This window comes from Pseudomonas sp. C9-3, assembly GCF_032392015.1.
Classification (GTDB): Bacteria; Pseudomonadota; Gammaproteobacteria; order Pseudomonadales; family Pseudomonadaceae; genus Pseudomonas; species Pseudomonas nitroreducens.
Genome location: NZ_CP135919.1, coordinates 6094910 through 6120361, shown reverse-complemented (window position 1 = coordinate 6120361; position 25452 = coordinate 6094910). Strand labels below are relative to the sequence as shown.

The following is a 25452-nucleotide window of genomic DNA, read 5'->3' as shown; positions in this document are numbered from 1 at the left end:
TGCCCCGTCCACACCCCCGGACGTGCAGGCACCGGGGGAATGTTGATCGTCCCCTCGCACTTCCCTCTCGAATTCCAGCACCCTGAAACGAAAAAAGGCCCCCGAAGGGACCTTTCTCCTGGCGCCTGCGCGCTTATTCCACCGTCACGGATTTGGCCAGGTTGCGCGGCTGGTCGACGTCGGTGCCCTTGAGCACGGCGACGTAGTAGGACAGCAGCTGCAGCGGCACGGTGTAGAGAATCGGCGCCAGGCAGTCGTGGATTGCCGGCATGCCCACCACGTGGGTGCCCTCGCCGTCGCTGATGCCACTACCGCCTTCGGCAAAGACCACCAGCTCGCCGCCGCGGGCGCGCACTTCCTGCAGGTTGGACTTGAGCTTCTCCAGCAACTCGTTGTTCGGCGCCACGGTCACCACCGGCATGTCGGCGTCCACCAGGGCCAGGGGGCCGTGCTTCAGCTCGCCGGCCGGGTAGGCCTCTGCGTGGATGTAGGAGATCTCCTTGAGCTTCAGCGCGCCTTCCATCGCCACCGGGTACTGGGCGCCACGACCGAGGAACAGGGTGTGGTGCTTCTCGGCGAACAGCTCGCTGATCTTCTCCACCACCTTGTCCATGGACAGGGCTTCTTCCAGGTGGGTCGGCAGGCGGCGCAGCTCGTTCACCAGCTCGGCTTCGACGCCGTCGTTCAGGCGCTTTTGTACCTGGCCGATACCGAGGGTCAGCAGCAACAGGGCGACCAGTTGGGTAGTGAAGGCCTTGGTGGAGGCCACGCCGATTTCCGGCCCGGCGTTGGTCAGCAGGGTCATGTCCGACTCGCGCACCAGCGAGCTGGTGGCGACGTTGCAGATCGCCAGGCTGGACAGGAAGCCCAGCTCCTTGGCGTAGCGCAGCGCGGCCAGGGTGTCGGCGGTTTCGCCGGACTGGGAGATAGTGACGAACAGGGAATCCGGGTGCACCGCGACCTTGCGGTAGCGGAACTCGCTGGCCACTTCGACCTGGCAGGGAATGCCGGTCAGGCTTTCCAGCCAGTAACGGGCGACCATGCCGGCATGGTAGCTGGTGCCACAGGCAACGATCTGCACGGTGCGCACCTTGGCCAGCAGCTCGCGGGCCTGCGGGCCGAAGTTGTCCACCAGCACCTGCCCACTGCCCAGGCGGCCTTCCAGGGTGCGCTGCACCACAGCCGGCTGCTCGTGGATTTCCTTGAGCATGAAGTGGCGGTAGCCGCCCTTGTCGGCCGCCTCGGCGCCCTCGTGGTAGCGCACTTCCTCGCGCTGCACCGGGTTGCCGTTGACGTCCCACAGCTGCAGGCCGTCGCGACGAATCTCGGCGATATCGCCCTCTTCGAGGTAGATGAAGCGGTCGGTCACCTGGCGCAGCGCCAACTGGTCGGAGGCGAGGAAGTTCTCGCCATGGCCCAGGCCCACCACCAGCGGGCTGCCGCTGCGGGCGGCCAGGATACGGTCGGGCTGCTTGCTGCTGATCACCGCCAGGCCGTAGGCGCCGTGCAATTCCTTGACGACGGCCTTGAGCGCGACGGTCAGGTCGCCCAGCTCGCCCAGGCGCAGGTGCAGCAGGTGGGCAATGACCTCGGTGTCGGTCTGCGAGGTGAACTCGTAGCCACGCGCCTTGAGCATTTCGCGCAGGGGCTCAAAGTTCTCGATGATGCCGTTGTGCACCACGGCCACTTCACCACGGGAGAAGTGCGGGTGGGCGTTGGTCTCGGTCGGCGCGCCGTGGGTGGCCCAGCGAACGTGGGCGATCCCCAAACGACCGAGCAGCGGCTGCTCTTCGAGGGCCTGCTCAAGGCTGGAAACCTTGCCTGCGCGACGGCGGCGGTCCAGCGCACCGTCAGCCTGGATCACCGCCACACCGGCGCTGTCGTAGCCACGGTATTCCAGGCGCTTGAGGCCTTCGACGAGGATCGGGGTGATATTGCGCTCGGCGATGGCGCCTACGATTCCACACATGGTTTGGTCTCCTTAGTCTTCGCAGCGCGCGCGGATCACTTTCACGCCGCGCGCCTGGATCAGTTCGAACGCTTCATCGCTCAGGCGTTCGTCGGTAATCAGGGTCTGGACGCTGCTCCAGGGCAGCTCCAGGTTGGGAATACGCCGGCCCAGCTTGTCGGCCTCGGCCATGACGATCACCTCGCGGGCGACCTCGGCCATGACCCGGCTCAGGCCCAGCAGTTCGTTGAAGGTCGTGGTGCCGCGCTCGATGTCCAGGCCGGTAGCGCCGATGAACAGCTGATCGAAATCGTAGGAGCGCAGCACCTGTTCGGCCACCTGGCCCTGGAACGATTCGGAATGCGGGTCCCAGGTGCCGCCGGTCATCAGCAGCACCGGTTCGCGCTCCAGCTCGCGCAGGGCATTGGCCACGCTCAGGGAATTGGTCATCACCACCAGGCCGGGCTTGCGGCCCAGTTCCGGGATCAGCGCGGCCGTCGTGCTGCCGCTGTCGATGATGATCCGCGCGTGCTCGCGGATGCAGGCGGCCGCTGCCCGGCCGATAGCCTGCTTGTAGCGCGACAGCGGCTGGCTCGGCTCGGCGATCAGCTCATGGGGCATCGGCACCGCGCCGCCGTAGCGGCGCAGCAGCAGGCCGTTGCCTTCCAGGGCGGCCAGGTCCTTGCGGATGGTCACCTCGGAGGTGGCGAAGCGGCGCGCGAGATCGTCCACGCTGACCTCGCCCTGGTCGGCGAGCAGCGCCAGGATGTCGTGGCGGCGTTGGGGCGTATTGCGTTTCGACATGAACGATTAAGTTTCGATTCGAAAGATAAGTGTGCGAATCAAAACCTATGTTGTTTCGTTCGTCAAGATTTTCTGGCACGAACGGAAGCGATCTTCTGTAGGAGCGAGCCCCGTTCGCGATACTCACCGGCGGTGCCGGGGTTCGCGAGCAAGCTCGCTCCTGCAGGAAACGCAGTGTGCTCAGTCGACTTCGAGACGGTTACGCCCGCCGCGCTTGGCACGGTACAGCGCTTGGTCGGCTCGCTCGAATACCGTTTCGGCGCGCTCGCCTTCGCGGAAGGCCGTGAGGCCCGCCGAGCAGGTGATGCTCAACCGTTCCCCCTTGAAGTGGAACGGGCAGGCTTCGATGGCGCCGCGCAGCACGTCGAGCAGTTGCTGTCCGCCTTCCAGCGGCGTGGCGGGCAGCAGCACAACGAACTCCTCACCGCCGAAGCGGGCGATGAAGTCGGTCTTGCGCACGCGCTTGGCCAGTTCGTTGGCGATGATCTTCAGCACCTTGTCGCCGGCGAGGTGGCCGAAGTCGTCGTTGATCCGCTTGAAATGGTCGACGTCCAGCACCGCCAGCAGCAGGTCGCCGCCGTAGCGCTGCCAGCGCGCCACTTCCAGGTCCAACCGCTCGGTGAGCGCGGCGCGGTTGGGCAGGCCGGTCAGGGCGTCGGTCATGGCCTTCTGGCGCTGGTCCTCGATGTTCGCCTGGAAGGTGCGGGCCTCCTCTTCCATGCTGGCGACGCGAGTCACCAGTGACTGGATGCGCTCGCTTACTTCGCGCTCACGGACCTCGCGCTCCTCGCGGAAGCGGTCCATGGTGCCAACCAGGCCTTGCAGGCGTGACTCGACATGGCGCTTGAGACCCTCCAGGTCAGTGGCCTCCAGCACGCTTTCCTGCAGCCCGCTGACCTGCTCGCGCAGGCTGTCGTCGAGGTCGCGGGCGCTGGAGCTGGAGCCGCTGTGGTTCTCCTGGACGGCCTGCAGGCCGTCGAGGAAAGCCCCCAGGCGTTCGTTGAGCTGGTGCAGGTAGCCTTCGAACTCGTGCTGGCCGCTGTCGTTGAGCGAGAGTACGAGGACGCCCAGGTCATCCAGCACCGGCACCAGTTCGTACCAGTTGAGGCTGCCGTGGATCCGCGAACGCAGCGCCTCGGCCTGGACCTGCTGGGCGGCCGGCAGGTGCATCTCGTCCAGCAGGCGTAGCAGGCTCGCCTCGATATGCGGCGCCACCGCGCTGTAGCCGGGCTCCGGACGAGGCGGCAAGGCGTAGGGGTCATTGGCCTGGCGCGCGTCTTCGGGCGTGCCGAACAACCCCGGTGGTACCGGCAGGCTGTCGAGCAGGCTGGAATCATCACGGCTGACTGACTCTGCTGCAATCAGCCTGTCGATGACCTGCGCAGCGGCGGCAAGCTCCGATCGCACGACCGGCGAAGGCGCGGCGGCAGGCTCCGGCGCTACCGCCCGTGTGGCTATCTCGACTGGCGCCACAACGTGCTCGATCACCGTTTCAGCGCCGGCTGCCTCGGCAGAAGGTGCAGGTGCAGGTGCAGGTGCAGGTGCAGGTGCAGGTGCAGGTGCAGGTGCAGATTGAATTTCGCTGGGCGGTGGAAGATCCACCGCCGCTTCCGTCACCGGCGTTCTGTCTGCCGGGGCGGCCGGTGTGCTGGGTGCCGAATTCGGCTCATCTACCTCATCGCCGTCACGGCTGCCGAACAGCCGCTGCAGGAAACCGGGGCGCTGCTCCCCGCCACCGTTGCCGAAATGATCCAGCACCTGGCGCTGCAGACGACTCAGTTCGCCCAGCAGCGCGGGAAGCTCGCGGGAGGAACTGCCACGGCTGGGAATGTCCTTGGACAAGCGCTTGAGCGGCTTGCGCACGTCGCCCGGCATGTCCAGGGACAGCAGTTGCTGCGACAGCTGGCTGAGCGCGGCGACATTCTGTTCGATGCGCTGCTGGCGGCGCTGCTCGGAGTCGAGCACGGCCTTTTCCAGCTGCGGGATCAGGCGCGACAGGCCGGCGTCCATGTCGTCGCGGCGTAGCACTTCGCGCAGCTCCTTCATGCAGGCGTCCACCGCCTTGTCGCTGCCTTCGGCCGCCAGGCTGCTGCGTACCAGGCCGCGACGCAGCAGGTCGAGGCGAGCATCCCAGCGGCGCTCGAGCTTCTCCTGCTGTTCGAGGTTATCCAGGTATTTCTGTTTCCAGCGCTGGTCGTCGTCGCGACTCATTCAGGGTCCTCGCCGCGCAAGGCGAGCGACGAGGACGAACGCAGGGCATCCGGCAGGCGGATTTCCACAGCCACGGGCAGGTGGTCGGAAATCGGGTGCGGGAGGACACTGACGCGTTCCAGCGCCAGCTCGGAACTGAGCAGGATGTGGTCCAGGCAGCGCTGCGGGCGCCAGCTGGGGAAGGTGGCCTCGACCTGCGGAGCGATGAGCTGGAGGTCGCGCAATGGCGAGCTTTCCAGCAGGTCGGTGGCATGGGTGTTCATGTCGCCCATCAGCACGTGATGGCGGTAGTCCTGCAGCAGCTCGCGGATATAGGCGAGCTGGCGGGTGCGGGTCCGCGCGCCGAGGGCCAGGTGCATCATCACCACGGCCAGCGCGTCCTTGCCTTCGCCGAAACGCATGAGGATCGCGCCGCGGCCAGGCGGGCCGGGCAGCGGGTGGTCTTCCAGCGCAGTGGGCTGCAGGCGGCTGAGCAGGCCGTTGCTGTGCTGGGCGATGCGCCCGAGATTGCGGTTGAGCTGCTGGTACCAGTAGGGGAAGGCACCGAGCTGTGCGAGGTGCTCGACCTGGTTGATGTTGCCGGAACGGATGCTGCCGCCGTCGGCTTCCTGCAGGGCGACTACGTCGTAGTCGGAGAGCAGTTCGCCGATGCGCTGCAGGTTGGTAGCGCGGCCGGCGGCCGGCAGCAGGTGCTGCCAGCCGCGAGTCAGGTAGTGACGGTACCTTTCGGTACTGATGCCGACCTGGATGTTGAAGCTGAGCAGGCGCAGCCGGCCGTCGTCGGGCAGGCCGGCGGAGGTCCCCTGGGCCGTATTCACCCGAGGGACGCAGGCTCCCGCGACACGCTCACGAGTCCGCCGGCGCAGCATCGTCATCGGCCCTTACTGGGCGGCCTTAGCGCTGGCGCGTTCCTTGGCGATCAGCTGGTCAGCCAGCTGCAGCGCCTCGTCCGGGCCACCGGCCGAGCCGATGTCGAAGCGGTATTTGCCATTGACCACCATGGTCGGCACGCCGCTGATCTGATAGGCCATTGCCAGTTTCTTGGCTTTCTCGATCTGGCCCTTGATGGCGAACGAGTTGTAGGTGCTGAGGAACTTGTCCTTGTCCACGCCCTGCTCGGCGACGAAGTCAGCCATTTCTTCCGGAGTGGTCAGGGCCTTGGGGTTGTTGTGCAGCTTCTCGAAGATGGCGTGGTGCACCTTCTTCTCCACACCCATGGATTCCAGGGTCAGGAACAGTTGGCCGTGGATGTTCCACAGGCCGCCGAACATGGCCGGGATACGCACGAAGTGAACGTCGGCCGGCAGCTTCTCGACCCACGGGTTGATGGTAGGTTCGAACGCATAGCAGTGCGGGCAGCCGTACCAGAACAGCTCCACCACCTCGATCTTGCCGGGCTGGGAGACCGGGACGGCCTGGTTCAGCTCGGTGTAGTTCTTGCCCGCTTCGAAGTCGGCGGCGTTCGCGTTGACGGCGAACAGGCCGGCGAAGGCAAGAGCGGCGGTGAAAATCAGGTTACGCATGGTTCACTCCTTGGCTGAGCGGAACCGCCACGCTGCAGCGCGGCGGGATGAAGCGGTTTGACCAGAGGGGCCAGACACGGTTCCAGCATTGTAGTGGGGGCGGATGCAAAAAAGGGTGGCCGAGGCCACCCTTTTTTTCGAAGCAGTTTTTCGATCCGGCGTTGGTGCCGGGCGGCTGCTTAGTGCAGGCCTTCGATGTAGCTGGAGATCGCAGCGATGTCCTTGTTGGACAGCTTGGCGGCGATGCTGCGCATGATCATGGCGTCGCCGTCGTTGGTGCGCTCGCCTTCGCGGAAGGCGGTCAGCTGCTTGGCGGTGTAGGCCGCGTGCTGGCCACCCAGGTGCGGGAAGCCGGCTTCGGCGTTGCCCTGGCCAGCCGGGTTGTGGCAACCGGTGCAGGCCGGCATGCCTTCGGCGAGCTTGCCGCCGCGGAACAGGGCTTCACCCTGGGCGACGAGCTTGGGATCGGCGGCGCCAACGCTGCCGTTCTGGCTGGAGAAGTAGGCGGCGATGTCGGCCAGGTCCTCGTCGCTGAGGTTGGTCAGCAGGCCGGTCATTTCCAGCACGGTGCGCTTGCCGTCCTTGATGTCGTGCATCTGCTTGAGCAGGTAACGCTCACCCTGCCCGGCCAGTTTCGGGAAGTTGGGCGCCATGCTGTTGCCATCGGCACCGTGGCAGGCACCACAGACAGCAGCTTTCGCCTGACCGGCCTTGGCATCGCCAGCGGCGTGCGCCACACCGACAAGACCCAGGGTCAACAGCAGACTCACGATCAATTTGTTCATCAGCTAATCCAATAACGGCTAAGGGTGAAAGAGTAAGGCCTGAGAAGTTACTTCGACATCCACTGGATAATTGTCTGGTAATCCTCGGCGCTGCAGTCGGTGCACAGGCCGCGAGGCGGCATCGCGTTGAAACCGTTGGTCACATGTTGCACCAGCGTGTCCATGCCCTTGTCCAGGCGCGGCTTCCAAGCGGTGGCGTCGCCCTTCTTCGGCGCCATTGGCAACTGACCATTGTGGCAGGCGCCACAGGCTCTGTTGAAAACGGCTTCCGGATCCTGGGCCGCCAGGGCGCTGGACGCCAGCGCGGCAACGATGGCTGCGAACAGCAGTTTCTTCATGATTATCCTCATCGCAGGGAACATCCGCGTTCTTGATTGCGCGGACTCCAACGTTCCCGTGTGGCTCGACCCTGGGGGATAAAGCGCACACAAAATCCGCGGCATTATATACTTCAGATGCCCAAACGGAAACGAAACCGCCCCCCGCGACACCGCGTCGCACCCGCCGCGAAGTTACCCATGTCCTCGAATAACGCTACGAAAAACCCGATTCTCGGCCTCTGCCAACAGGCCACTTTCCTCATTTCCGCCGCCAAGGTGAACCAGTGCCCGGAAGACTCCGGCCTGGAAGTCGCCTTCGCCGGCCGCTCCAACGCGGGCAAGTCCAGCGCGTTGAATGCGCTGACCCACGCGAACCTGGCGCGCACTTCCAAGACCCCCGGCCGCACCCAGTTGCTGAACTTCTTCCGCCTGGATGACGAGCGCCGACTGGTCGACCTGCCCGGCTATGGCTACGCCAAGGTGCCGATTCCGCTGAAGCTGCACTGGCAGCAACACCTGGAAGCTTATCTCTCCAGCCGCAATGCGCTAGCCGGTGTGGTGCTGATGATGGATATCCGTCATCCGCTGACCGATTTCGACCGCCTGATGCTCGACTGGGCCCAGGCCAGCCAGTTGCCGATCCACGTCTTGCTGACCAAAGCCGACAAGCTGGCCTACGGCGCGGCGAAGAACGCACTGCTCAAGACCCGCAAGGAAATCCTCGACGGCTGGGGCGATGTCGCCACCCTGCAGCTGTTCTCGGCGCCCAAGCGCCAGGGCGTGGAAGAAGCGCAACTGGTCCTGGCCGGCTGGCTGGGGCTGCTGGATGAGGAAGAAGAGGAGGCCGGCGAGGAGGCCTGAGGCCAAATCGCAGGCAAAAAAAACCCCGAGCTTCGTATGGGGAGGGGGAAGTTCGGGGTTTAAGTCCGGACCGCTAGGGCGGGGTCCAGTAATCTGCCAACACTAAACACTGCAAAGGAGCATCGAAGGGCTTCACCAGCCATTCACGAGTTCTGACTCGGCTCCTTGTGGGAAAGTTCAGCAGGTCACAAAAGATTTTTTCTGACAGCCCCGAAAGCGCTCGGAAAATCGAGCCGGAAAGCCCGGCTGGCGGGCCTTCCGACCGCTCGTCCAGCCGATCAGTGGGCCTCGTCCCAGTTCGCTCCCACACCCGCTTCGACGACCAGCGGTACGTCCAGCTCCGCCGCACCACTCATAAGCGGCCGAATGCCATCACGAACCTGATCGACCAGGTCCTCGCGCACTTCCAGCACCAGTTCGTCGTGTACCTGGAGGATGACGCGGGCATCGATGGCGCTTTCCTGCAGCCAGTTATCCACAGCCACCATGGCGCGCTTCATGATGTCCGCCGCCGTGCCCTGCATCGGCGCGTTGATCGCAGTGCGCTCGGCCGCCTTGCGCATGGCGCCGTTCTTCGAGGCGATTTCCGGCAGGTACAGGCGACGGCCGAACAGGGTTTCGACGAAGCCCTGCTCGGCGGCCTGGGCGCGGGTACGCTCCATATAGGCCAGCACGCCCGGATAGCGAGCGAAATAGCGGTCGATGTAGGCCTGGGCTTCCTTGCGCTCGACGCCGATCTGCTTGGCCAGGCCGAAGGCGCTCATGCCGTAGATCAGGCCGAAGTTGATCGCCTTGGCGCTGCGCCGCTGATCGGAGGTCACGTCATCCAGCGGCACGCCGAAGACTTCGGCGGCGGTGGCGCGGTGCACGTCGCGGTCGTGGCGGAAGGCGTCCAGCAGGCCCTCGTCCTTGGCCAGGTGGGCCATGATGCGCAGTTCGATCTGCGAATAGTCCGCCGCCAGCAGCTTGTAGCCCTTGGGCGCGACGAAAGCCTGGCGGATGCGCCGGCCTTCCGCGGTACGGATCGGGATGTTCTGCAGGTTCGGGTCGCTGGAGGACAGCCGGCCGGTGGCCGCCACCGCCTGGTGGTAGCTGGTATGGATTCGCCCGGTGCGCGGGTTGATCTGGTCCGGCAGCTTGTCGGTGTAGGTGCTCTTGAGCTTGCTCAGGGAGCGGTACTGCATGATCACCTTGGGCAGCTCGTAATCCTGCTCGGCCAATTCCGCGAGGACGTTCTCGGCGGTGGACGGCTGGCCGGTGGCGGTCTTCGACAGCACCGGCAGGCCCAGTTTTTCATAAAGGATGGCGCCCAGCTGCTTGGGCGAGCCGAGGTTGAACTCTTCGCCTGCCAGGTCGAAGGACTGGCGCTGCAGCTCGACCATCTTCTCGCCCAGCTCGACGCTCTGCTTGCCCAGCAGGTTGGCATCGACCAGCGCACCGTTGCGCTCGATACGCGCCAGCACCGGCACCAGCGGCATCTCGATCTCGGTCAGGACCTTGGCCAGCGAGGGGATGGCCTCCAGCTTCTGCCACAGGGTCTGGTGCAGGCGCAGGGTGACGTCGGCGTCTTCCGCGGCGTAGGGGCCGGCCTGTTCCAGGGCGATCTGGTCGAAGGTCAGCTGCTTGGCGCCCTTGCCGGCGATGTCCTCGAAACGGATGGTGCTGTGGCCGAGGTACTTCAGCGCCAGGCTGTCCATGTCGTGGCGGGTCGCGGTGGAGTCCAGCACGTAGGATTCGAGCATGGTGTCGTAGGCGATGCCCTGCACGGCGATGGGCGTCGAGGCGTTGGCCAGGACGTTCATGTCGTACTTGGCGTGCTGGCCGACCTTGCGCTTCCTCGGGTCCTCCAGCAGCGGCTTGAGGGCCTTGAGCACAGCGTCGCGGTCCAGTTGCGCCGGCACGCCCATGTAGCTGTGCGCCAGCGGTACGTAGGCGGCTTCACCCTCCGTGACCGCGAAGGACACACCCACCACCTGCGCCTGCTGCGGGTCGAGGCTGGTGGTCTCGGTGTCGAAAGCGATCAGGTCGGCGGCTTCCAGCTTCTTCAGCCAGGCATCGAACTGGCTCTGCTCCAGGACGATCTCGTAACGCTTCTCCGCCTCTGCAGCCGGGGCCTCTTCCAGCGCCAGCTGGGGAGTTCCGGCCTTGGCCGCCTGGCGCTGCAGGTCATCCAGCCCGGTCTTGAATTCCAGGGTACGGTACAGCTCGGTCAGCGCCTCGCGGTCCGGCTCGCCGGGGTGCAGAGCATCGATCTCGATGTTCAGTTCGACATCGCACTTGATGGTCGCGAGCTTGTAGGACAGGTAGGCCATGTCCTTGTGCTCTTCGAGCTTGGCCGGCAGGCCCTTGGCGCCGCGGATCGGCAGCTCGGGCACCTTGTTCAGGCTGGCGTAGAGCACATCCAGGCCACCACCCACGCCGGTGAGCAGGCCGAGGGCGGTCTTTTCGCCGACGCCGGGCACGCCCGGAATGTTGTCGACCTTGTCGCCCATCAGCGCCAGGTAATCGATGATCAGCTCAGGACCGACACCGAATTTCTCCTTCACGCCATCCACGTCGAGCGTGCTACCGGTCATTGTGTTGACCAGCGTAATGTGCCCGTCGACCAGCTGTGCCATGTCCTTGTCACCGGTGGAGATCACCACCGCCCGGCCTCCGGCCGCGCTCTGTCGGGCCAGGGTGCCGATCACGTCATCCGCTTCCACACCCTCCACGCAGAGCAGTGGCAGGCCGAGGGCGCGCACGGTGGCATGCAGCGGCTCCACCTGCACGCGCAGGTCGTCCGGCATCGACGGGCGGTTGGCCTTGTACTCGGCGAACATCTCGTCGCGGAAGGTCCCGCCCTTGGCATCGAAGACCACCGCAAAGGGGCTGTCCGGGTACTGCTTGCGCAGGCTCTTGAGCATGTTCAGCACGCCCTTCACCGCTCCCGTGGGCATGCCGGTGGAGGTCATCAGCGGCGGCAGGGCATGGAAGGCGCGATACAGGTAGGACGAGCCGTCCACGAGGACGAGGGGTGCTTGGCTCATGAGGGGAATCAACCTTTTCAGAAGGGCTCGGGCTAAAATGTCCGTAGCCAATTCGACAAAGGGACAAGGTTATCATGCGTACGTTGAACCGCCTGTTGCTCGCCGCTCTACTGGGTCTTGGCGCGACTTCCGTCATGGCGGCGGACGACGCCCCGACGCCGGAACCGGATGTGACCATCCGCCAGGAGGGGGACAAGACCATCCAGGAATACCGTGTGAACGGCTTCCTCTACGCCATCAAGGTCGTGCCCAAGCACGGCAAGCCGTACTTCCTGGTGCGCCAGGACGGCAGCGACGGCAACTTCATCCGCTCGGACCAGCCCGACAAGCTGATTCCGCAGTGGCAGATCTTCAGCTGGTAAACCCTTCCCACCACGACGCTCCAGAGGATTGAGCATGTCGGTATTCACGCCTCTGGAACGTCCGGTTCTCGAAGACTTCCTCGCCCCTTACGGCCTCGGCCGCCTGCGCGACTTTCGTGGAATCGCGGAAGGATCGGAGAACAGCAACTTCTTCGTCAGCCTGGAACAGGGCGAATTCGTCCTGACCCTGGTGGAGCGCGGCCCGGTGCAGGAGATGCCGTTCTTCATCGAACTGCTCGACGTGCTGCACGAAGCCGACCTGCCGGTGCCCTATGCACTGCGCACGAAGGACGGCGAAGCCCTGCGCCAGCTCGAAGGCAAACCGGCGCTGCTGCAACCGCGCCTGGCCGGCCGCCACGAGCGCTCGCCGAACAACCATCACTGCCAGGAAGTCGGCGACCTGCTGGCGCGCCTGCACCTGGCGACCCGCGAGCGGATCATCGAGCGCCCCAGCGATCGTGGCCTGAGCTGGATGCTGCACGAGGGCGAGGTGATGCAGTCGCACCTCTCCGGTGCTGCGGCCACGCTGTTAGGCGATGCACTCGAAGAGATTGCCCGCCTGCTTGCCGAACAACCGGCACTGCCGCGCGCCAACCTGCATGCCGACCTGTTCCGCGACAACGTGCTGTTCGATGGCCCGCACCTGGCGGGGGTGATCGACTTCTATAACGCCAGCTCCGGCTGGATGCTCTATGACCTGGCAATCACCGTGAACGACTGGTGCTCCAACGACGACGGCTCCCTCGATGGTCCGCGTGCCCGTGCCTTGCTGGCGGCTTATGCGACCAAGCGGCCGTTTACCGCGCTGGAAGCCGAGCTGTGGCCTGAGATGCTGCGGGTGGCGTGCGTGCGCTTCTGGCTATCGCGGCTGATCGCGGCCGAGGCGTTTGCGGGGCAGGATGTGCTGATCCACGATCCGCAGGAGTTCGAGCGCCGACTGGCGCAGCGGCAGACAGTAGGTATTCATTTGCCGTTTGCGCTGTAAACGCTCCGACGGCTCTTCGTAGGAGCGAGCTTGCTCGCGAACAGGCCCCGCAGCGGAGCTGGTTCGCGAGCAAGCTCGCTCCTACAAAAGAGCAGGCCGGTGTAATGCGGGAGTGAAGATCTGAACCGGAGCGGACATCCCTGCCGTTGATCCTCTACTCAAGGTCAACCCCGGCCCGGCCATCCATGGCCGGTCGTTCGCCGGGCGACGAGTGCGGGCGTCGTAAAGATCTAATTCGGAGCTGGCATCCTTGCCGTTTCTCCTCTGCTCAAGTTCAACCCCAGCCTGGCCATCCATGGCCAGGCGTTCGCCAGCGCGACGTATACGTCGCGTCGCTCCGGCTCACCCACACTTCGAATGCCCGCAGTTCAGGCAGGTGGCACAGCCATCCATCTGCACCACCGCCATGGTGTTGCACTTGCCGCACAGCTGCGCGCCGGCGGGGAAGCCTTCGCCGGGTTCAGCCTTGTTGGTGCCCTGGGCAGCCTCGTAGGCGGCACGCTTTTCGGCGAGGTAGAGGCGCTGCTCCTCGTCCATCTGCGCGCCTTCCATCAGGCCGATAGCGACCAGGTGGCGCTCCACCACGGCGCCGATCTCGGCGACGATCGACGGCATATAGATGCCGCCGCGCTTGAGGTAGCCGCCGCGCGGGTCGAACACCGCCTTCATCTCTTCCACCAGGAAGGTGCAGCCGCCGCCCTTGCGGAACACCGCGGACATGATCCGGGTGAGTGCAACGATCCACTGGAAGTGGTCCATGTTCTTCGAGTTGATGAAGATCTCGAAGGGCCGGCGCTGCTCGTACGGGGTGTCCGGGTTGAGCACCACGTCGTTGATGGTCACGTACAGCGCATGCTCGAACAGCGGCGATTTGATCTTGTAGGTCGCGCCTACCAGCAATTCCGGCCGCTGCAGGGTTTCATCCATCTTCACTACGGCGGCGGCCGCGGCGGCTTCCACGCGGGCCTTTTCCTCGGCCACGTCCACCACCTGGAAGCCTTTGATCTTCTGGTTGATCTTGACGCTCATAGCATTCTCCAGGGGCATCAGTACTTGCCGTAATAGCCTTCTTTCAGGGCATCGAAGAGGTTGGCGACGGTATGGATCTCGCCGTCGTACTCCACTTCCTCATTGCCCTTGAGTTCCACCACGCTGCCATCTTCCAGCTCGAAGCGGTACACCGTCTTCTCCAGGTCCGACTCCTTGACCAGCACGCCCTGGAAGGCCGCCGGGTTGAAGCGGAAGGTGGTGCAGCCCTTCAGGCCCTGACGCCAGGCGTAGAGGTAGATGTCCTTGAAGTCTTCGAACGGATAGTCGGTGGGGACGTTGGCGGTCTTGGAGATCGACGAGTCGATCCACTTCTGCGCGGCGGCCTGGATGTCCACGTGCTGCTGCGGGGTGATGTCATCGGCGGTGATGAAGTAATCCGGCAGGCGGTGCTTCTCCTCCTCCGCGCCCGGTACAGCGTGGTGGTCCACCTGGTCGCGGTAGGCCAGCAATTCGTAGCTGAAGACCGAGATCTTCTCCTTGGTCTTGCGGCCCGGGCGGATCACATTGCGCGAGTAATGGTGCGCAAAGCTCGGCTCGATGCCATTGGAGGCATTGTTGGCCAGGCTCAGGCTGATGGTGCCGGTGGGCGCGATGGAGCTGTGGTGAGTGAAGCGCGCACCGTGCTCGGCCAGCTCCTCGATCAGCTGCGGCGCATGCTCGGCGACGCGCTGCATGTAGCGCGAATACTTGGCATGCAGGACGCGCCCCGCGACCTTGTCACCGACCTTGAGGCCATCGGCCTTCATTTCCGGCCGCTTGCGCAGCATCTCGGCAGTGACTTCGTATTCCTTGACCAGCGCCGGCGCCGGGCCTTTCTCGCGGGACAACTCCAGCGCCACTTCCCAGCCCACCAGGGCCATCTCGCGCGCCACTTCTTCGGTGAACACACAGGCTTCCGGGCTGCCGTAGCGCAGCTTGAGCAGGGTCAGCGCCGAGCCCAGGCCGAGGAAGCCCATGCCGTGGCGACGCTTGCCGAGGATTTCCGCACGTTGCTGTTCCAACGGCAGGCCGTTGATCTCCACCACGTTGTCGAGCATGCGGGTGAACACCCGGACAACTTCGCGGTAGCGCTCCCAGTCGAAGCGTGCGTTGCCGCCAAAGGCATCGACTACGAAGGTGGTCAGGTTTACCGAGCCCAGCAGGCAGGAGCCGTAGGGCGGCAGCGGCTGCTCGCCGCACGGGTTGGTGGCGCGGATCGCCTCGCACCACCAGTTGTTGTTCATCTCGTTGACCCGGTCGATGAGGATGAAGCCGGGCTCGGCGTAGTCGTAGGTGGACACCATGATCATGTCCCACAGGTGCCGCGCCTTGACCCGGCCGTAGACCTTGCACGCCACGCGGCCGTCGTCGCCGACCAGGTAGTTGTCGTGCACCGGCCAGTCGCGCCAGACGACTTCGTCCGGGTCCTTGAGGTCGACCTCGTCGCGCTCCTTCTCGTGAATCGGGAAGATAAGCGGCCAGTCCTCGTCGTTCTCCACCGCCGCCATGAAGCCGTCGGTGATCAGCAGGCTGAGGTTGAACTGGCGCAGGCGGCCGTCTTCGCGCTTGGCGCGGATAAACTCGCGTACGTCCGGATGGCTAACGTCGAAGGTGCCCATCTGCGCGCCGCGGCGGCCGCCGGCGGAGCTGACGGTGAAGCACATCTTGTCGTAGATATCCATGAACGACAGCGGCCCGCTGGTGTGCGCGCCGGCACCGGAAACGTAGGCGCCACGCGGGCGCAGGGTGCTGAATTCGTAGCCGATGCCGCAGCCGGCCTTCAGCGTCAGCCCGGCCTCGTGGACCTTCTCCAGGATGTCGTCCATGGAGTCGCGGATGATTCCGGACACGGTGCAGTTGATGGTCGAGGTGGCCGGCTTGTGCCCCTGGGCGCCGGCGTTGGAGATGATCCGCCCGGCCGGGATCGCGCCGTTGCGCAATGCCCAGAGGAAACGCTCGTACCAGTGCTCGCGCAGTGCCTTGTTCGCCTCGACGTCGGCCAGGGCACGGGCGACCCGCTGCCAGGTCTCGTCGACGCTGCCGTCGATGGGTTTCCCGCTCTTGTGCTTGAGGCGGTACTTGCTGTCCCAGATATCCTGCGAGGCAGGTTGCAGGGCGAGAACTCCTTGGTCGGCGCCACGGGGGCGCGCATCGGTCTTGGCCATCCGAGAAATAACCTCCTGTCGGTTGGGTGGCAGGGCGCAAAGAAGCGCGAGTAGACCCAATATGTAGACACAGAAGACTGACCGACATCAATATCTTGTGCCTGACTCGCACCATTACACACGATAGACGGTTGATCGGAAGACGCTGAAAAAGATGCACGAAGGCGACGATTGGCGGGGCATGGGCCGCCCATCGGGAGGGAAATTTCAGGCAGGAATAGTGCGACGATCAGGCGCGACGATGACTGTCGTAGGAGCGGATTCCGTCCGCGATATTTCCCGGCGCGTGGCGGACCTATCGCGGACGAAGGCCGCTCCCACGCTCGGGTCGGGTTCAGGGGGCTCCGGACAGTATCGTAGGGCGCATAAAGCGGAACGCTTTATCCGCCATCCGAAGCCCAGCGGCGGATAACGCCCGAGGCGTTGTTCGCCCTACGATCAGGGAAGCTACGGCAGTAGCCCGGCTCAGAGCTTCTCCAGGCACCCCGCAAATTCATCCGCCAGGTTGCCCAGCAGATTCTCGTACCCCTGCGCATCCACCTTCACCCCCACGCCCAGGTCGTCCAGCTCGGCCAGCCGCACCGGCAGGCCCTGGCTCAGGGTATCGGCCAGGCGCGGGCGGATCGGCGGTTCGCTGAAGATGCAGGACGGGCCGGCCTTCTGCAGTTGCGTGCGCATCGCAGCGACGTGGCGGGCGCCCGGCTGCACATCGGCGGAAACCGCGAACACCCCGGCGTGCCGCAGGCCGTAGGCCTCCTCGAAGTAGTCGAACGCCTCGTGGAAGACGAAGAACGGCTTGCCCTTGAGCGGATCGATGCGCTGTTTCAGGCGCGTATTGAGCGTCTCCATGCGCTCGTCGAAGGCTTTCAGGTTGGCCTGATAGCGGCTCGCGTTGGTCGGGTCGGCGATGGCCAGGTCCTCGGCCATGCGCGCGGCGATCACCTGGGCGTTGGCCGGCAGCAGCCAGAGGTGGGCGTCGATCATGCCGGGACGGTGGTCGTGATCATGGCCAAGGTCGTCATGATCGTGATCGTCATGGTCCGGGTGGTTGGACTCGCTGAAGTCGGCGAACTTGCGCAGGTGCATGCCGGCCTGGTCCTGCAGCGCCACGCTCGGGCCCTTGCGGCTGTCCAGCACCTTGGGCAGGAAGTTCTCCAGGTCCGGGCCGACCCAGTAGAACAGCTGCGCATCGCGCACGCGGCGGATGTCCGACGGGCGCAATGAGTAGCTATGCGGCGAGGCGCCCGGCGGCAACAGCACGTCTGGCGTCCCTTCACCGTCCTGGATGGCGGCGGCGATCAGTTGCAGCGGCTTGATGCTGGTCAGCACGCTGACCTCGGCACGCACGGGGAGGCTGAGCAGCAGCGCGCAGCAGGCGGTCAGCAGGGCGACGGGACGGAAGGACACGGCGGCACTCACACAGGGGAGACATGAAAGAGTAATATAATAACGTCTCTGAACCCGAGCGTCGCCGCGCATGTACAAGATCGCCCCGAAGACTCCCCTCGCCTGCCGCCCGCACGACCACGCCAACTGCGTGGCCAGCGCCCTGGCCGACGCCGACGCGCTGTGCGCGCGCCAGGGCGTGCGCCTGACCGAGCTGCGCCGGCGCGTGCTGGAACTGGTCTGGGCGAGCCACAAGCCGCTGGGCGCCTACGACATCCTCGCCGTGCTGAGTGAGGAAGACGGCCGCAAGGCGGCGCCGCCAACGGTCTACCGCGCGCTGGACTTCCTCCTGGAAAACGGCCTGGTGCACCGCATCGCCTCGCTCAACGCCTTCATCGGCTGCGCCCACCCGGAACACGCCCACGAAGGCCAGTTCCTGATCTGCCGCGCCTGCCACACCGCCATCGAGCTGGAACAACCGGCTATCAGCGAGGCGATTGTCGCCGGGGCCAAAGGCGTCGGCTTCGCCGTGGAAACCCAGACTGTCGAGATCGTCGGCCTCTGCGGCGCCTGCGCCCCCGGCCAGCGGGAGGCGTGATGAGCGACGCCCTGATCCGCCTGCAAGGCGTCGGCGTCAGTTACGCCGGCCAGGCGGTGCTGCAGAACGTCGACCTGACCATTGCTCCCGGCGAGATCGTCACCCTGATCGGCCCCAACGGCGCTGGCAAGACGACTCTGGTGCGCAGCGTGCTCGGCCTGCTCAAGCCCGACACCGGCAGCGTGTGGCGCGCACCGAAGCTGTCCATCGGCTATATGCCGCAGAAACTCCACGTCGACCCGACCCTGCCGCTCACCGTCTTCCGCTTCCTCCGCCTGGTACCCGGTGTGCAGCGCACCCAGGCGCTCGACGCGCTGAAGGAAGTCGGCGCGGCGCACGTGATCGACAAGCCGCTGCAGAGCGTTTCCGGCGGCGAGCTGCAGCGCGTGCTGCTGGCCCGCGCCCTGCTGCGTAAGCCGGAACTGCTGGTGCTCGACGAACCCGTACAGGGCGTCGACGTCGCCGGGCAAGCCGAGCTCTATCGCCTGATCGGCCGCCTGCGCGACCGCCTCGGCTGCGGCGTGCTGATGGTCTCCCACGACCTGCACCTGGTGATGAGCGCTACCGACAAGGTGGTCTGCCTGAACCGCCACGTCTGCTGCTCCGGGCATCCGGAGCAGGTCAGCGGCGACCCGGCCTTCGTCGAGCTGTTCGGCCAGGATGCCCGCAGCCTGGCGGTCTATCACCACCACCACGACCATTCCCACGACCTGCACGGCGAGGTGGTGAAACCCGCCTTCCCCGCCGGCACGCGCTTCACTCCGGTCCACCAGCACGGCCCCGACTGCAACCATGGCTGATTTCCTGCTCAACGCCCTCCTCGCCGGGCTGGCCCTGGCGGTGGTCGCCGGCCCCCTGGGTTCGTTCGTCGTCTGGCGACGCATGGCCTATTTCGGCGACACCCTGTCCCACGCCGCCCTGCTCGGCGTCGCCCTCGGCTTCCTGCTGGACGTCAGCCCGACCCTGGCAGTGACTGTCGGCTGCGTGCTGCTCGCCGTACTGCTGGTCACCCTGCAGCAGCGCCAGCCGCTGGCCGCCGACACCCTGCTGGGCATCCTCGCCCACAGCACACTGTCGCTGGGCCTGGTGACGCTGAGCTTCATGAAGGAAGTGCGCGTCGACCTGATGGCCTACCTGTTCGGCGACCTGCTCGCCGTCAGCCAGACCGACCTCTTGTGGATAGTCGCCGGCAGCGCCCTGGTGCTGGGGCTGATCTGCTGGCTGTGGCGGCCACTGCTGGCGATCACCGTGCACGAGGAACTGGCGCGGGTCGAAGGTTTGCCGGTAACCGCCATCCGCCTGGCGCTGATGCTGTTGATCGCCATCGTCATCGCCGTGGCCATGAAGATCGTCGGCGTGCTGCTGATCACTTCGTTGCTGATCATTCCCGCCGCCGCTGCCCAACGGCACGCGCGCAGCCCTGAACAGATGGCCTTCGGCGCCAGCCTGATCGGCCTGGTGGCAGTGTGCGCCGGCCTCTCGCTGTCCTGGTTCAAGGACACTCCTGCCGGCCCCTCCATCGTGGTCAGCGCGGCAGCCCTGTTCCTGCTGAGCTTTGTCCTGCCGCGCCGGACGGTGTAGAATTTGGCGATTTTTTGATCAAAAGAGACCCTGACGCATGAAGTCGTTCGTCATCCGCCTGTTCGCGCTGATGGCCATGGCGCTTGCCCTGGCGGCCTGCCAGAGCACCGCGACCGCCCCAACCAGCAGCAGCGCCTTCGAGACCGAACTGGCCGCCGGCCGTCTGGAATCCGCGCAGCTCGCGCTGGGTTCCGAGCAGGAAGACGCCACCCAGCTCGCCGAGCGCCGCAAGCGCCTGGCCGACGCCTACCTGGAGCGCAGCCGCGAGGCCCTGGCCAAGGGCGACGTCAACGGCGCCACCACCGCCCTGACTCGCGCCCGCTCGCTGATGCCCCGCGCCCCCGGCGTCGCCGCCGATGTGAGCGGCCTGCAGAAGCCCGCCGCTCCCGTGGCGCCGGCTGCCCAGCCGACCTGCACCCCGTAAGCCCAAGGCGCCCGCTCGCGGCGCCGGTTATTCCCTTTTGTTCCGTAGTTAGTTGAACAAAGATTAATCAGCCATAAAAAAGCAGGTTAAAATGCGCGGTTTTGGCTGACCGCCTACGCTCGTTGCCAGCACTCGTTCATCCAACGGCTCCGGCAACGGGCAGCGCCTCCCCGTACCCACAAGGTTCGCTACGTGATCGAATTCCACGACGTCCACAAGACCTATCGCGTCGCCGGACGCGATATCCCGGCCCTGCAGCCGACCCGCCTGTCCATCGAAGGCGGCCAGGTCTTCGGCCTGATCGGCCATTCCGGCGCCGGTAAAAGTACCCTGCTGCGCCTGATTAACCGCCTGGAAGAACCCAGCGGCGGGCGCATCGTCATCGACGGCGAAGACATCACCGCCCTGGACGCCGACGGCCTGCGCCGCTTCCGCCAGCGCGTCGGGATGATCTTCCAGCACTTCAACCTGCTGGCCTCCAAGACCGTCGCCGACAACATCGCCATGCCGATGAAGCTCGCCGGCACCTTCAGCGCCGCCGAGATCACCGCGCGGGTGGACGAACTGCTCGAGCGCGTCGGCCTCCAGGACCACGCCCGCAAGTACCCGGCACAGCTGTCCGGCGGCCAGAAGCAGCGCGTCGGCATCGCCCGCGCCCTGGCCTGCCGGCCGACCATCCTGCTCTGCGACGAAGCCACCAGCGCCCTCGACCCGCAGACCACCGGCCAGGTCCTGCAACTGCTGGCGGAGATCAACCGCGAGCTGAAGCTGACCATCGTCCTGATCACCCACGAGATGGACGTGATCCGCCGGGTCTGCGACCAGGTCGCCGTCATGGATGCCGGGCGCATCGTTGAGCAGGGCGACGTCGCCGACGTCTTCCTCCACCCGCAGCACGAAACCACCCGCCGCTTCGTCTTCGAGGCCGAGCGTGTGGACGAGAACGAGCAGCACGATGACTTCGCCCACGTGCCGGGCCGCATCCTGCGCCTGACCTTCCGTGGCGAGGCGACCTACGCGCCGCTGCTGGGCACCGTCGCGCGCCAGACCGGCGTCGACTACAGCATCCTCGCGGGGCGCATCGACCGCATCAAGGACCAGCCCTACGGCCAGCTCACCCTGTCCCTGGTGGGCGGTGACATCGAGGCCGCGATGGCGCAACTGAATGCCGCCGAAGTTCACGTGGAGGTGCTACGCGCATGAGCGACTTCTTCGTGAATATCGACTGGTCCGAGATTCTCCAGGCCAGCCTCGACACCTTCTGGATGCTCGGCGGCTCGCTGCTGTTCACCGTCATCCTCGGCCTGCCGCTGGGCGTGCTGCTGTTCCTCACCGGGCCCAAGCAGATGTTCGCCAACCGCGGCATCTACGGCGTGCTGGCGTTCATCGTCAACGTGCTGCGCTCGCTGCCGTTCATCATCCTGCTGATCGTGCTGATCCCGCTCACGGTGATCCTGGTCGGCACCTCGCTGGGCGTCGCCGGGGCCATCCCGCCGCTGGTGGTGGGTGCCACGCCGTTCTTCGCGCGCCTGGTGGAAACCGCCCTGCGCGAGGTGGACAAGGGCATCATCGAAGCCACCCAGGCGATGGGCGCCAGCACCCGGCAGATCATCTGGAACGCCCTGCTGCCCGAAGCCCGTCCGGGCATCATCGCCGCCATCACGGTCACCGCCATCACCCTGGTGTCCTACACCGCGATGGCCGGTGTGGTTGGCGCCGGCGGCCTCGGCGACCTGGCGATCCGCTACGGCTACCAACGCTTCCAGGACGACGTGATGCTGCTCACCGTGGTGATGCTGGTGGTACTCGTCCAGATCCTGCAGACCGTCGGCGACAAGCTGGTGGTCCACTATTCCCGCAAATAACCACAAGGCCCGCCGGATGCGGGCCGCCAAGGAGCCAACCATGAAGAAACTGTTCGCCGCGTTCGCTGCCGCCGCCGTGATCGCCGCCCCGCTGGCCCAGGCTGCCGACAGCCTGACCGTCGCCGCCACCCCGGTGCCGCACGCCGAGATCCTCAATTTCGTCAAACCCATCCTGGCCAAGGAAGGGGTCGAACTGAAGGTGAAGGAGTTCACCGACTACGTGCAGCCCAACACCCAGGTCGCCGAGAAGCGCCTGGACGCCAACTTCTTCCAGCACCAGCCGTACCTGGATGAGTTCAACAAGACCAAAGGCACCAGCCTGATCGCCGTCACCGGCGTGCACATCGAGCCGCTGGGCGCTTACTCCACCAAGTTCAAGAAGCTCGAAGAGCTGCCCTCGGGCGCTACCGTGGTGATCCCCAACGACGCTACCAACGGCGGCCGCGCCCTGCTGCTGCTGGACAAGGCCGGCGTGATCAAGCTCAAGGACAACAAGTCCATCACCGCGACCCCGAAAGACATCGTCGAGAACCCGAAGAACATCAAGGTGCGTGAGCTGGAAGCGGCCACCCTGCCGCGCGTGCTGACCCAGGTCGACCTCGCCCTGATCAACACCAACTACGCCCTGGAAGCCAAGCTGAACCCCACCAAGGACGCGCTGGCCATCGAAGGCGCTGACTCGCCCTATGTGAACATCCTGGTTGCCCGCCCGGACAACAAGGACAGCGCCGCCATGCAGAAGCTGGCCGCCGCCCTGCACAGCCCCGAGGTGAAGCAGTTCATCCTCGAGAAGTACAAGGGTGCCGTCGTTCCGGCGTTCTGATCGCCGACGCAGCTTCACCCGCTGAAAAGCCCGGTCGAATGACCGGGCTTTTTCGTTTTCGGCTTTTGGTTTTTGGTTTTTGGTTTTTGGTTTTTGGTTTTTGGTTTTTGGTTTTTGGTTTTTGGTAGGAGCGAGCTTGCTCGCGAACCCGCCCAGCTCCGGAGCGGCCTGAAAATCCCGTTCGCTAGCAAGCTCGCTCCTACAGGCAACCGTCTATTTCGGCGCTTCTGGACAAATTTTCGCCAACCTTCCCTGCATATTTTCCATGCCGCAAAGGCATCGGTTTTTTTCGATTTCGCTCAAAGGCGCGAATGGCGGGGCCTGCAGCGACCCAGCAAAACCATATAGTTCAGAAAGTTATTTCAATAACGAAAATAATCACTTCAAGAGCTAAGACGCTCCACCAATCATGCAGGTCCGTTTCAAGCGCGACGCAGAGCCGCGCAGACCTGCAAGGAGATCGTTCATGGCTCAACCCCAGCATGCCCTCGCGCCGGATGCGTTCCTGCGCCACGTGCCCGGCGGCGACCTGGTCGATCTCGGCCGCCCGCTGCGCCACGCGCTGGAACTGAGCCGCCACGTGCCGGCGAAAGCCCGCGCGCTGAGCCGCCGCGAAGGTGTGCTGCTCGGCCTGTTCGCCCTGACATTGCACGGCGCGGTGATCTACTGGCTGAGCCAGCAGCCTACGCCCAAGCTGCCGGAGGTACCGCCACAGGTGCCGCCGATGACCATCGAATTCACCGCGCCGACACCGCCGGTAGTTGAGCCACCACCGCCCGAGCCGATCCCCGAGCCAGTGGTGCAGGAGCCGCCACCCCCGGTGGTGGACGAAAACGCGGTGAAACCGCCGCCGCCCAAGCCGATCCCCAAACCCAAGCCGAAACCGGTTCCCAAGCCCGTGCCCAAGCCGGTCGAGCAACCGGCGCCGCCCAAGGCTGAAACTCCGCCGCCGCAACCGGCGCCACCTGCTCCGCCAGCGCCGGCTCCGGCCCCACTGACGCCGCCCTCGGCCAGCGCCGGTTACCTGAAGAACCCGGCGCCGGAATACCCGCCCCTGGCCCAGCGTCGCGGTTGGGAAGGCACCGTGCTGCTGCGTGTGCACGTGCTTGCCAGCGGTAGCCCGAGCGAGATCCAGGTGCAGAAGAGCAGCGGCCGCGACGCCCTGGACGATGCCGCGGTGCGCGCGGTGAAACGCTGGAGCTTCGTCCCCGCCAAGCGCGGTGATGTGGCCCAGGACGGCTGGGTCAGCGTACCCATCGACTTCAAATTGCATTGATTCCACTTGCCCAGATCAGCCGCACAAGAATCGCGGAAGGAGAACACCCATGAGTCTGCCCCTGAACCCCCTGGAATCCGTCGAAGGCGCAGTCATCTGGCTGCTGGTCGGCTTCTCCGTCGTCACCTGGGCGCTGGCCCTGGTGAAAGGCGTCCAGTTCACCCGCCAGAAGTCCCAGGACAAGCGCTTCCAGAAGCAGTTCTGGAGCGCCACCAGCCTCGAATCCGCCGGTGACCAGGCCGCCGGCAAGCCCGGCGCCGGCGCCCGTGTGGCCCAGGCTGGCTTTGCCGCCATCCAGGTACAGGACAACGGCCAGCCGGACCTGGCCCAGTCGATCAACCACCAGGACCGCCTTGAGCGCGCCCTGCGCCAGCAGATCCAGCGCGAGCGCCGCTCCCTGGAGTCCGGCCTTGCCGTGCTCGCCTCGATCGGCTCCACCTCGCCCTTCATCGGCCTGTTCGGCACCGTGTGGGGCATCATGGAAGCGCTCAAGGGCATCAGCGCGGCCGGCTCGGCCAGCCTGGAAACCGTCGCTGGCCCCATCGGCAGCGCGCTGATCGCCACCGGCGTGGGTATCGCCGTCGCCGTGCCGGCGGTGCTGGTCTACAACTACTTCCTCCGTCGCCTGAAGCTCACTGCGGCCGACCTCGACGACTTCGCCCACGACTTCTACAGCCTCGCGCAGAAGAGCGCCTTCCGCGTCGTCGCCTTGCCCACCGCTGCACGCAAGCCGGCTGCCGGCGCCAGCGTGAAGGAGGCGAGCTGACATGGCCTTCTCGACCCAGGACAGCGACGAGGTTCTCTCCGAGATCAACGTCACCCCGCTGGTAGACGTGATGCTGGTGCTGCTGGTGGTGTTCATCGTCACCGCGCCACTGCTGACCAACGCCATCCCGATCAACCTGCCCAAGACCGAGGCGGTCGCCCCGCCGGAGCAGAAGGACCCGTTGGTGGTGAGCATCGACGGCGCCGGCAAGTGGTTCATCAACAAGGACGAGATCCAGCCGGACCTGCTGCAAAGCAATCTGGCGGCAGCCAAGGCCAAGGACGCCGAAGTCCGCGTGCAACTGCAGGCCGACGAAACCGTGAACTACGGCCAGGTGGCCAAGGCGATGGCCTCCATCGAGAAGGCCGGCATCACCAAACTGGCGGTCATCACCGCGCGCTGAGGAACCTGTAAGACGCCTGAAACAGAGCGGGTGTAGAAAGGGACCTCCACAACGTACCGAGCTTCAAGGCCGCTCTCCCAATACTCAGGCAGGGGTGAGCGGCCTTTTTTTATTCGCGATTCCCAGGGGCCGAGCCGCCGGTAGCACCCTCTCCCGAACCCTGGCTGCGCGCCCCGCTCCGCAGGGAGAGGGGACTGAATGGCATCAAGCGGAACTCCGTACCTCCCGGCAACGCCAATCGGCTCCCTCTCCCTTAAGGGAGACGGGCTTTGGCGCTAACATCCACAGCCTCGCCGCCGCCGTTCGTC

General features: G+C 65.4%; 24 protein-coding genes. 13 read left to right on the top strand and 11 right to left on the bottom strand.

Annotated elements, in window-relative coordinates:
• Nucleotides 1-133: 133 nt before the first annotated feature.
• The 7 genes from glmS to RS899_RS28000 all read right to left on the bottom strand — a co-directional run bounded on the left by glmS (nt 134) and on the right by RS899_RS28000 (nt 7609).
• Nucleotides 134-1969 carry a glutamine--fructose-6-phosphate transaminase (isomerizing) gene (glmS, locus tag RS899_RS28030; protein ID WP_315808574.1) on the bottom strand — a complete coding sequence of 612 codons (1836 nt, stop codon included), beginning with the start codon at nt 1967-1969 and terminating at the stop codon, nt 134-136.
• Nucleotides 1970-1981: 12 nt separating this feature from the next.
• Complete coding sequence (locus RS899_RS28025) at nt 1982-2752, bottom strand: DeoR/GlpR family DNA-binding transcription regulator (RefSeq protein WP_024766810.1); 771 nt, start codon at nt 2750-2752, stop codon at nt 1982-1984.
• 180 nt (nt 2753-2932) lie between these two features.
• On the bottom strand, nt 2933-4963 hold the full coding sequence (locus RS899_RS28020) for a GGDEF domain-containing protein (protein ID WP_315808573.1): 2031 nt from the start codon (nt 4961-4963) through the stop codon (nt 2933-2935).
• Nucleotides 4960-5832 carry an endonuclease/exonuclease/phosphatase family protein gene (locus RS899_RS28015; protein ID WP_065348224.1) on the bottom strand — a complete coding sequence of 291 codons (873 nt, stop codon included), beginning with the start codon at nt 5830-5832 and terminating at the stop codon, nt 4960-4962. Before RS899_RS28015 ends, RS899_RS28020 begins: the two co-directional genes overlap by 4 nt.
• A gap of 12 nt (nt 5833-5844) precedes the next feature.
• A complete protein-coding gene (locus RS899_RS28010; protein ID WP_054910269.1) occupies nt 5845-6486 on the bottom strand; it encodes a thiol:disulfide interchange protein DsbA/DsbL in 642 nt (213 codons plus the stop codon).
• 179 nt (nt 6487-6665) lie between these two features.
• A complete protein-coding gene (locus RS899_RS28005; protein WP_024766807.1) occupies nt 6666-7271 on the bottom strand; it encodes a c-type cytochrome in 606 nt (201 codons plus the stop codon).
• A 47-nt stretch (nt 7272-7318) separates the two neighbouring features.
• Nucleotides 7319-7609, bottom strand: coding sequence for a c-type cytochrome (locus RS899_RS28000; protein WP_024766806.1), 291 nt, complete (start codon nt 7607-7609; stop codon nt 7319-7321).
• Between the two features lie 180 nt (nt 7610-7789).
• On the opposite strand from RS899_RS28000, the gene yihA reads away from it, so the two are divergent.
• The gene (gene yihA / locus RS899_RS27995) at nt 7790-8452 is read left to right on the top strand and encodes a ribosome biogenesis GTP-binding protein YihA/YsxC (protein ID WP_045213409.1); all 663 of its coding nucleotides are present in this window, start codon (nt 7790-7792) and stop codon (nt 8450-8452) included.
• A 278-nt stretch (nt 8453-8730) separates the two neighbouring features.
• Here the strand turns inward: yihA and polA are convergent, their stop codons facing one another.
• Complete coding sequence (polA, locus tag RS899_RS27990) at nt 8731-11481, bottom strand: DNA polymerase I (RefSeq protein WP_315808572.1); 2751 nt, start codon at nt 11479-11481, stop codon at nt 8731-8733.
• 74 nt (nt 11482-11555) lie between these two features.
• Here polA and RS899_RS27985 point away from each other — a divergent pair, with 74 nt between their 5' ends.
• Nucleotides 11556-11843 carry a DUF2782 domain-containing protein gene (locus tag RS899_RS27985; RefSeq protein ID WP_024766803.1) on the top strand — a complete coding sequence of 96 codons (288 nt, stop codon included), beginning with the start codon at nt 11556-11558 and terminating at the stop codon, nt 11841-11843.
• A gap of 34 nt (nt 11844-11877) precedes the next feature.
• Entirely contained in the window at nt 11878-12828 is a 951-nt protein-coding gene (locus RS899_RS27980; RefSeq protein WP_315808571.1) for a homoserine kinase, read from the top strand.
• 342 nt (nt 12829-13170) lie between these two features.
• Here RS899_RS27980 and RS899_RS27975 read toward each other — a convergent pair whose 3' ends face one another.
• The 3 genes from RS899_RS27975 to znuA all read right to left on the bottom strand — a co-directional run bounded on the left by RS899_RS27975 (nt 13171) and on the right by znuA (nt 17429).
• Nucleotides 13171-13857, bottom strand: coding sequence for an NrdJb (locus RS899_RS27975; protein ID WP_315808570.1), 687 nt, complete (start codon nt 13855-13857; stop codon nt 13171-13173).
• Between the two features lie 17 nt (nt 13858-13874).
• Entirely contained in the window at nt 13875-16022 is a 2148-nt protein-coding gene (locus RS899_RS27970; protein WP_315808569.1) for an adenosylcobalamin-dependent ribonucleoside-diphosphate reductase, read from the bottom strand.
• A gap of 465 nt (nt 16023-16487) precedes the next feature.
• Nucleotides 16488-17429 (bottom strand): zinc ABC transporter substrate-binding protein ZnuA, encoded by a 942-nt coding sequence (znuA, locus tag RS899_RS27965; protein WP_233296961.1) that lies wholly within the window; start codon nt 17427-17429, stop codon nt 16488-16490.
• A gap of 70 nt (nt 17430-17499) precedes the next feature.
• Here znuA and zur point away from each other — a divergent pair, with 70 nt between their 5' ends.
• The 10 genes from zur to RS899_RS27915 all read left to right on the top strand — a co-directional run bounded on the left by zur (nt 17500) and on the right by RS899_RS27915 (nt 25144).
• Complete coding sequence (gene zur / locus RS899_RS27960) at nt 17500-18006, top strand: zinc uptake transcriptional repressor Zur (RefSeq protein ID WP_017521236.1); 507 nt, start codon at nt 17500-17502, stop codon at nt 18004-18006.
• On the top strand, nt 18006-18806 hold the full coding sequence (gene znuC / locus RS899_RS27955; RefSeq protein ID WP_054910274.1) for a zinc ABC transporter ATP-binding protein ZnuC: 801 nt from the start codon (nt 18006-18008) through the stop codon (nt 18804-18806). Before zur ends, znuC begins: the two co-directional genes overlap by 1 nt.
• Entirely contained in the window at nt 18799-19587 is a 789-nt protein-coding gene (gene znuB, locus RS899_RS27950; protein ID WP_017521234.1) for a zinc ABC transporter permease subunit ZnuB, read from the top strand. Before znuC ends, znuB begins: the two co-directional genes overlap by 8 nt.
• Before the next feature lie 37 nt (nt 19588-19624).
• Nucleotides 19625-20011: a hypothetical protein gene (locus RS899_RS27945; protein WP_315808568.1), complete on the top strand. Its 387-nt coding sequence runs from the start codon at nt 19625-19627 to the stop codon at nt 20009-20011.
• A 192-nt stretch (nt 20012-20203) separates the two neighbouring features.
• A complete protein-coding gene (locus tag RS899_RS27940) occupies nt 20204-21214 on the top strand; it encodes a methionine ABC transporter ATP-binding protein (RefSeq protein WP_024766990.1) in 1011 nt (336 codons plus the stop codon).
• On the top strand, nt 21211-21876 hold the full coding sequence (locus RS899_RS27935; protein WP_024766991.1) for a methionine ABC transporter permease: 666 nt from the start codon (nt 21211-21213) through the stop codon (nt 21874-21876). Before RS899_RS27940 ends, RS899_RS27935 begins: the two co-directional genes overlap by 4 nt.
• Before the next feature lie 40 nt (nt 21877-21916).
• A complete protein-coding gene (locus RS899_RS27930) occupies nt 21917-22699 on the top strand; it encodes a MetQ/NlpA family ABC transporter substrate-binding protein (protein ID WP_024766992.1) in 783 nt (260 codons plus the stop codon).
• Between the two features lie 466 nt (nt 22700-23165).
• Entirely contained in the window at nt 23166-23975 is an 810-nt protein-coding gene (locus RS899_RS27925; RefSeq protein ID WP_315808567.1) for an energy transducer TonB, read from the top strand.
• Between the two features lie 49 nt (nt 23976-24024).
• A complete protein-coding gene (locus RS899_RS27920; protein ID WP_024766993.1) occupies nt 24025-24741 on the top strand; it encodes a MotA/TolQ/ExbB proton channel family protein in 717 nt (238 codons plus the stop codon).
• 1 nt (nt 24742) lies between these two features.
• A complete protein-coding gene (locus RS899_RS27915) occupies nt 24743-25144 on the top strand; it encodes an ExbD/TolR family protein (RefSeq protein WP_024766994.1) in 402 nt (133 codons plus the stop codon).
• Nucleotides 25145-25452: the final 308 nt, after the last annotated feature.

Coding starts and splice junctions, on each gene's coding strand:
- RS899_RS27930 (WP_024766992.1), top strand. CDS start 21,917: ATGAAGAAACTGTTCGCCGCGTTCGCTGCCGCCGCCGTGATCGCCGCC.
- RS899_RS28000 (WP_024766806.1), bottom strand. CDS start 7,609: ATGAAGAAACTGCTGTTCGCAGCCATCGTTGCCGCGCTGGCGTCCAGC.
- RS899_RS27980 (WP_315808571.1), top strand. CDS start 11,878: ATGTCGGTATTCACGCCTCTGGAACGTCCGGTTCTCGAAGACTTCCTC.
- RS899_RS27975 (WP_315808570.1), bottom strand. CDS start 13,857: ATGAGCGTCAAGATCAACCAGAAGATCAAAGGCTTCCAGGTGGTGGAC.
- RS899_RS27945 (WP_315808568.1), top strand. CDS start 19,625: ATGAAGTCGTTCGTCATCCGCCTGTTCGCGCTGATGGCCATGGCGCTT.
- RS899_RS28010 (WP_054910269.1), bottom strand. CDS start 6,486: ATGCGTAACCTGATTTTCACCGCCGCTCTTGCCTTCGCCGGCCTGTTC.
- znuC (WP_054910274.1), top strand. CDS start 18,006: ATGAGCGACGCCCTGATCCGCCTGCAAGGCGTCGGCGTCAGTTACGCC.
- RS899_RS28015 (WP_065348224.1), bottom strand. CDS start 5,832: ATGCTGCGCCGGCGGACTCGTGAGCGTGTCGCGGGAGCCTGCGTCCCT.
- glmS (WP_315808574.1), bottom strand. CDS start 1,969: ATGTGTGGAATCGTAGGCGCCATCGCCGAGCGCAATATCACCCCGATC.
- RS899_RS27985 (WP_024766803.1), top strand. CDS start 11,556: ATGCGTACGTTGAACCGCCTGTTGCTCGCCGCTCTACTGGGTCTTGGC.
- RS899_RS27925 (WP_315808567.1), top strand. CDS start 23,166: ATGGCTCAACCCCAGCATGCCCTCGCGCCGGATGCGTTCCTGCGCCAC.
- RS899_RS28005 (WP_024766807.1), bottom strand. CDS start 7,271: ATGAACAAATTGATCGTGAGTCTGCTGTTGACCCTGGGTCTTGTCGGT.
- RS899_RS28020 (WP_315808573.1), bottom strand. CDS start 4,963: ATGAGTCGCGACGACGACCAGCGCTGGAAACAGAAATACCTGGATAAC.
- RS899_RS27920 (WP_024766993.1), top strand. CDS start 24,025: ATGAGTCTGCCCCTGAACCCCCTGGAATCCGTCGAAGGCGCAGTCATC.
- zur (WP_017521236.1), top strand. CDS start 17,500: ATGTACAAGATCGCCCCGAAGACTCCCCTCGCCTGCCGCCCGCACGAC.
- znuB (WP_017521234.1), top strand. CDS start 18,799: ATGGCTGATTTCCTGCTCAACGCCCTCCTCGCCGGGCTGGCCCTGGCG.
- RS899_RS27970 (WP_315808569.1), bottom strand. CDS start 16,022: ATGGCCAAGACCGATGCGCGCCCCCGTGGCGCCGACCAAGGAGTTCTC.
- RS899_RS28025 (WP_024766810.1), bottom strand. CDS start 2,752: ATGTCGAAACGCAATACGCCCCAACGCCGCCACGACATCCTGGCGCTG.
- yihA (WP_045213409.1), top strand. CDS start 7,790: ATGTCCTCGAATAACGCTACGAAAAACCCGATTCTCGGCCTCTGCCAA.
- RS899_RS27915 (WP_024766994.1), top strand. CDS start 24,743: ATGGCCTTCTCGACCCAGGACAGCGACGAGGTTCTCTCCGAGATCAAC.
- RS899_RS27935 (WP_024766991.1), top strand. CDS start 21,211: ATGAGCGACTTCTTCGTGAATATCGACTGGTCCGAGATTCTCCAGGCC.
- polA (WP_315808572.1), bottom strand. CDS start 11,481: ATGAGCCAAGCACCCCTCGTCCTCGTGGACGGCTCGTCCTACCTGTAT.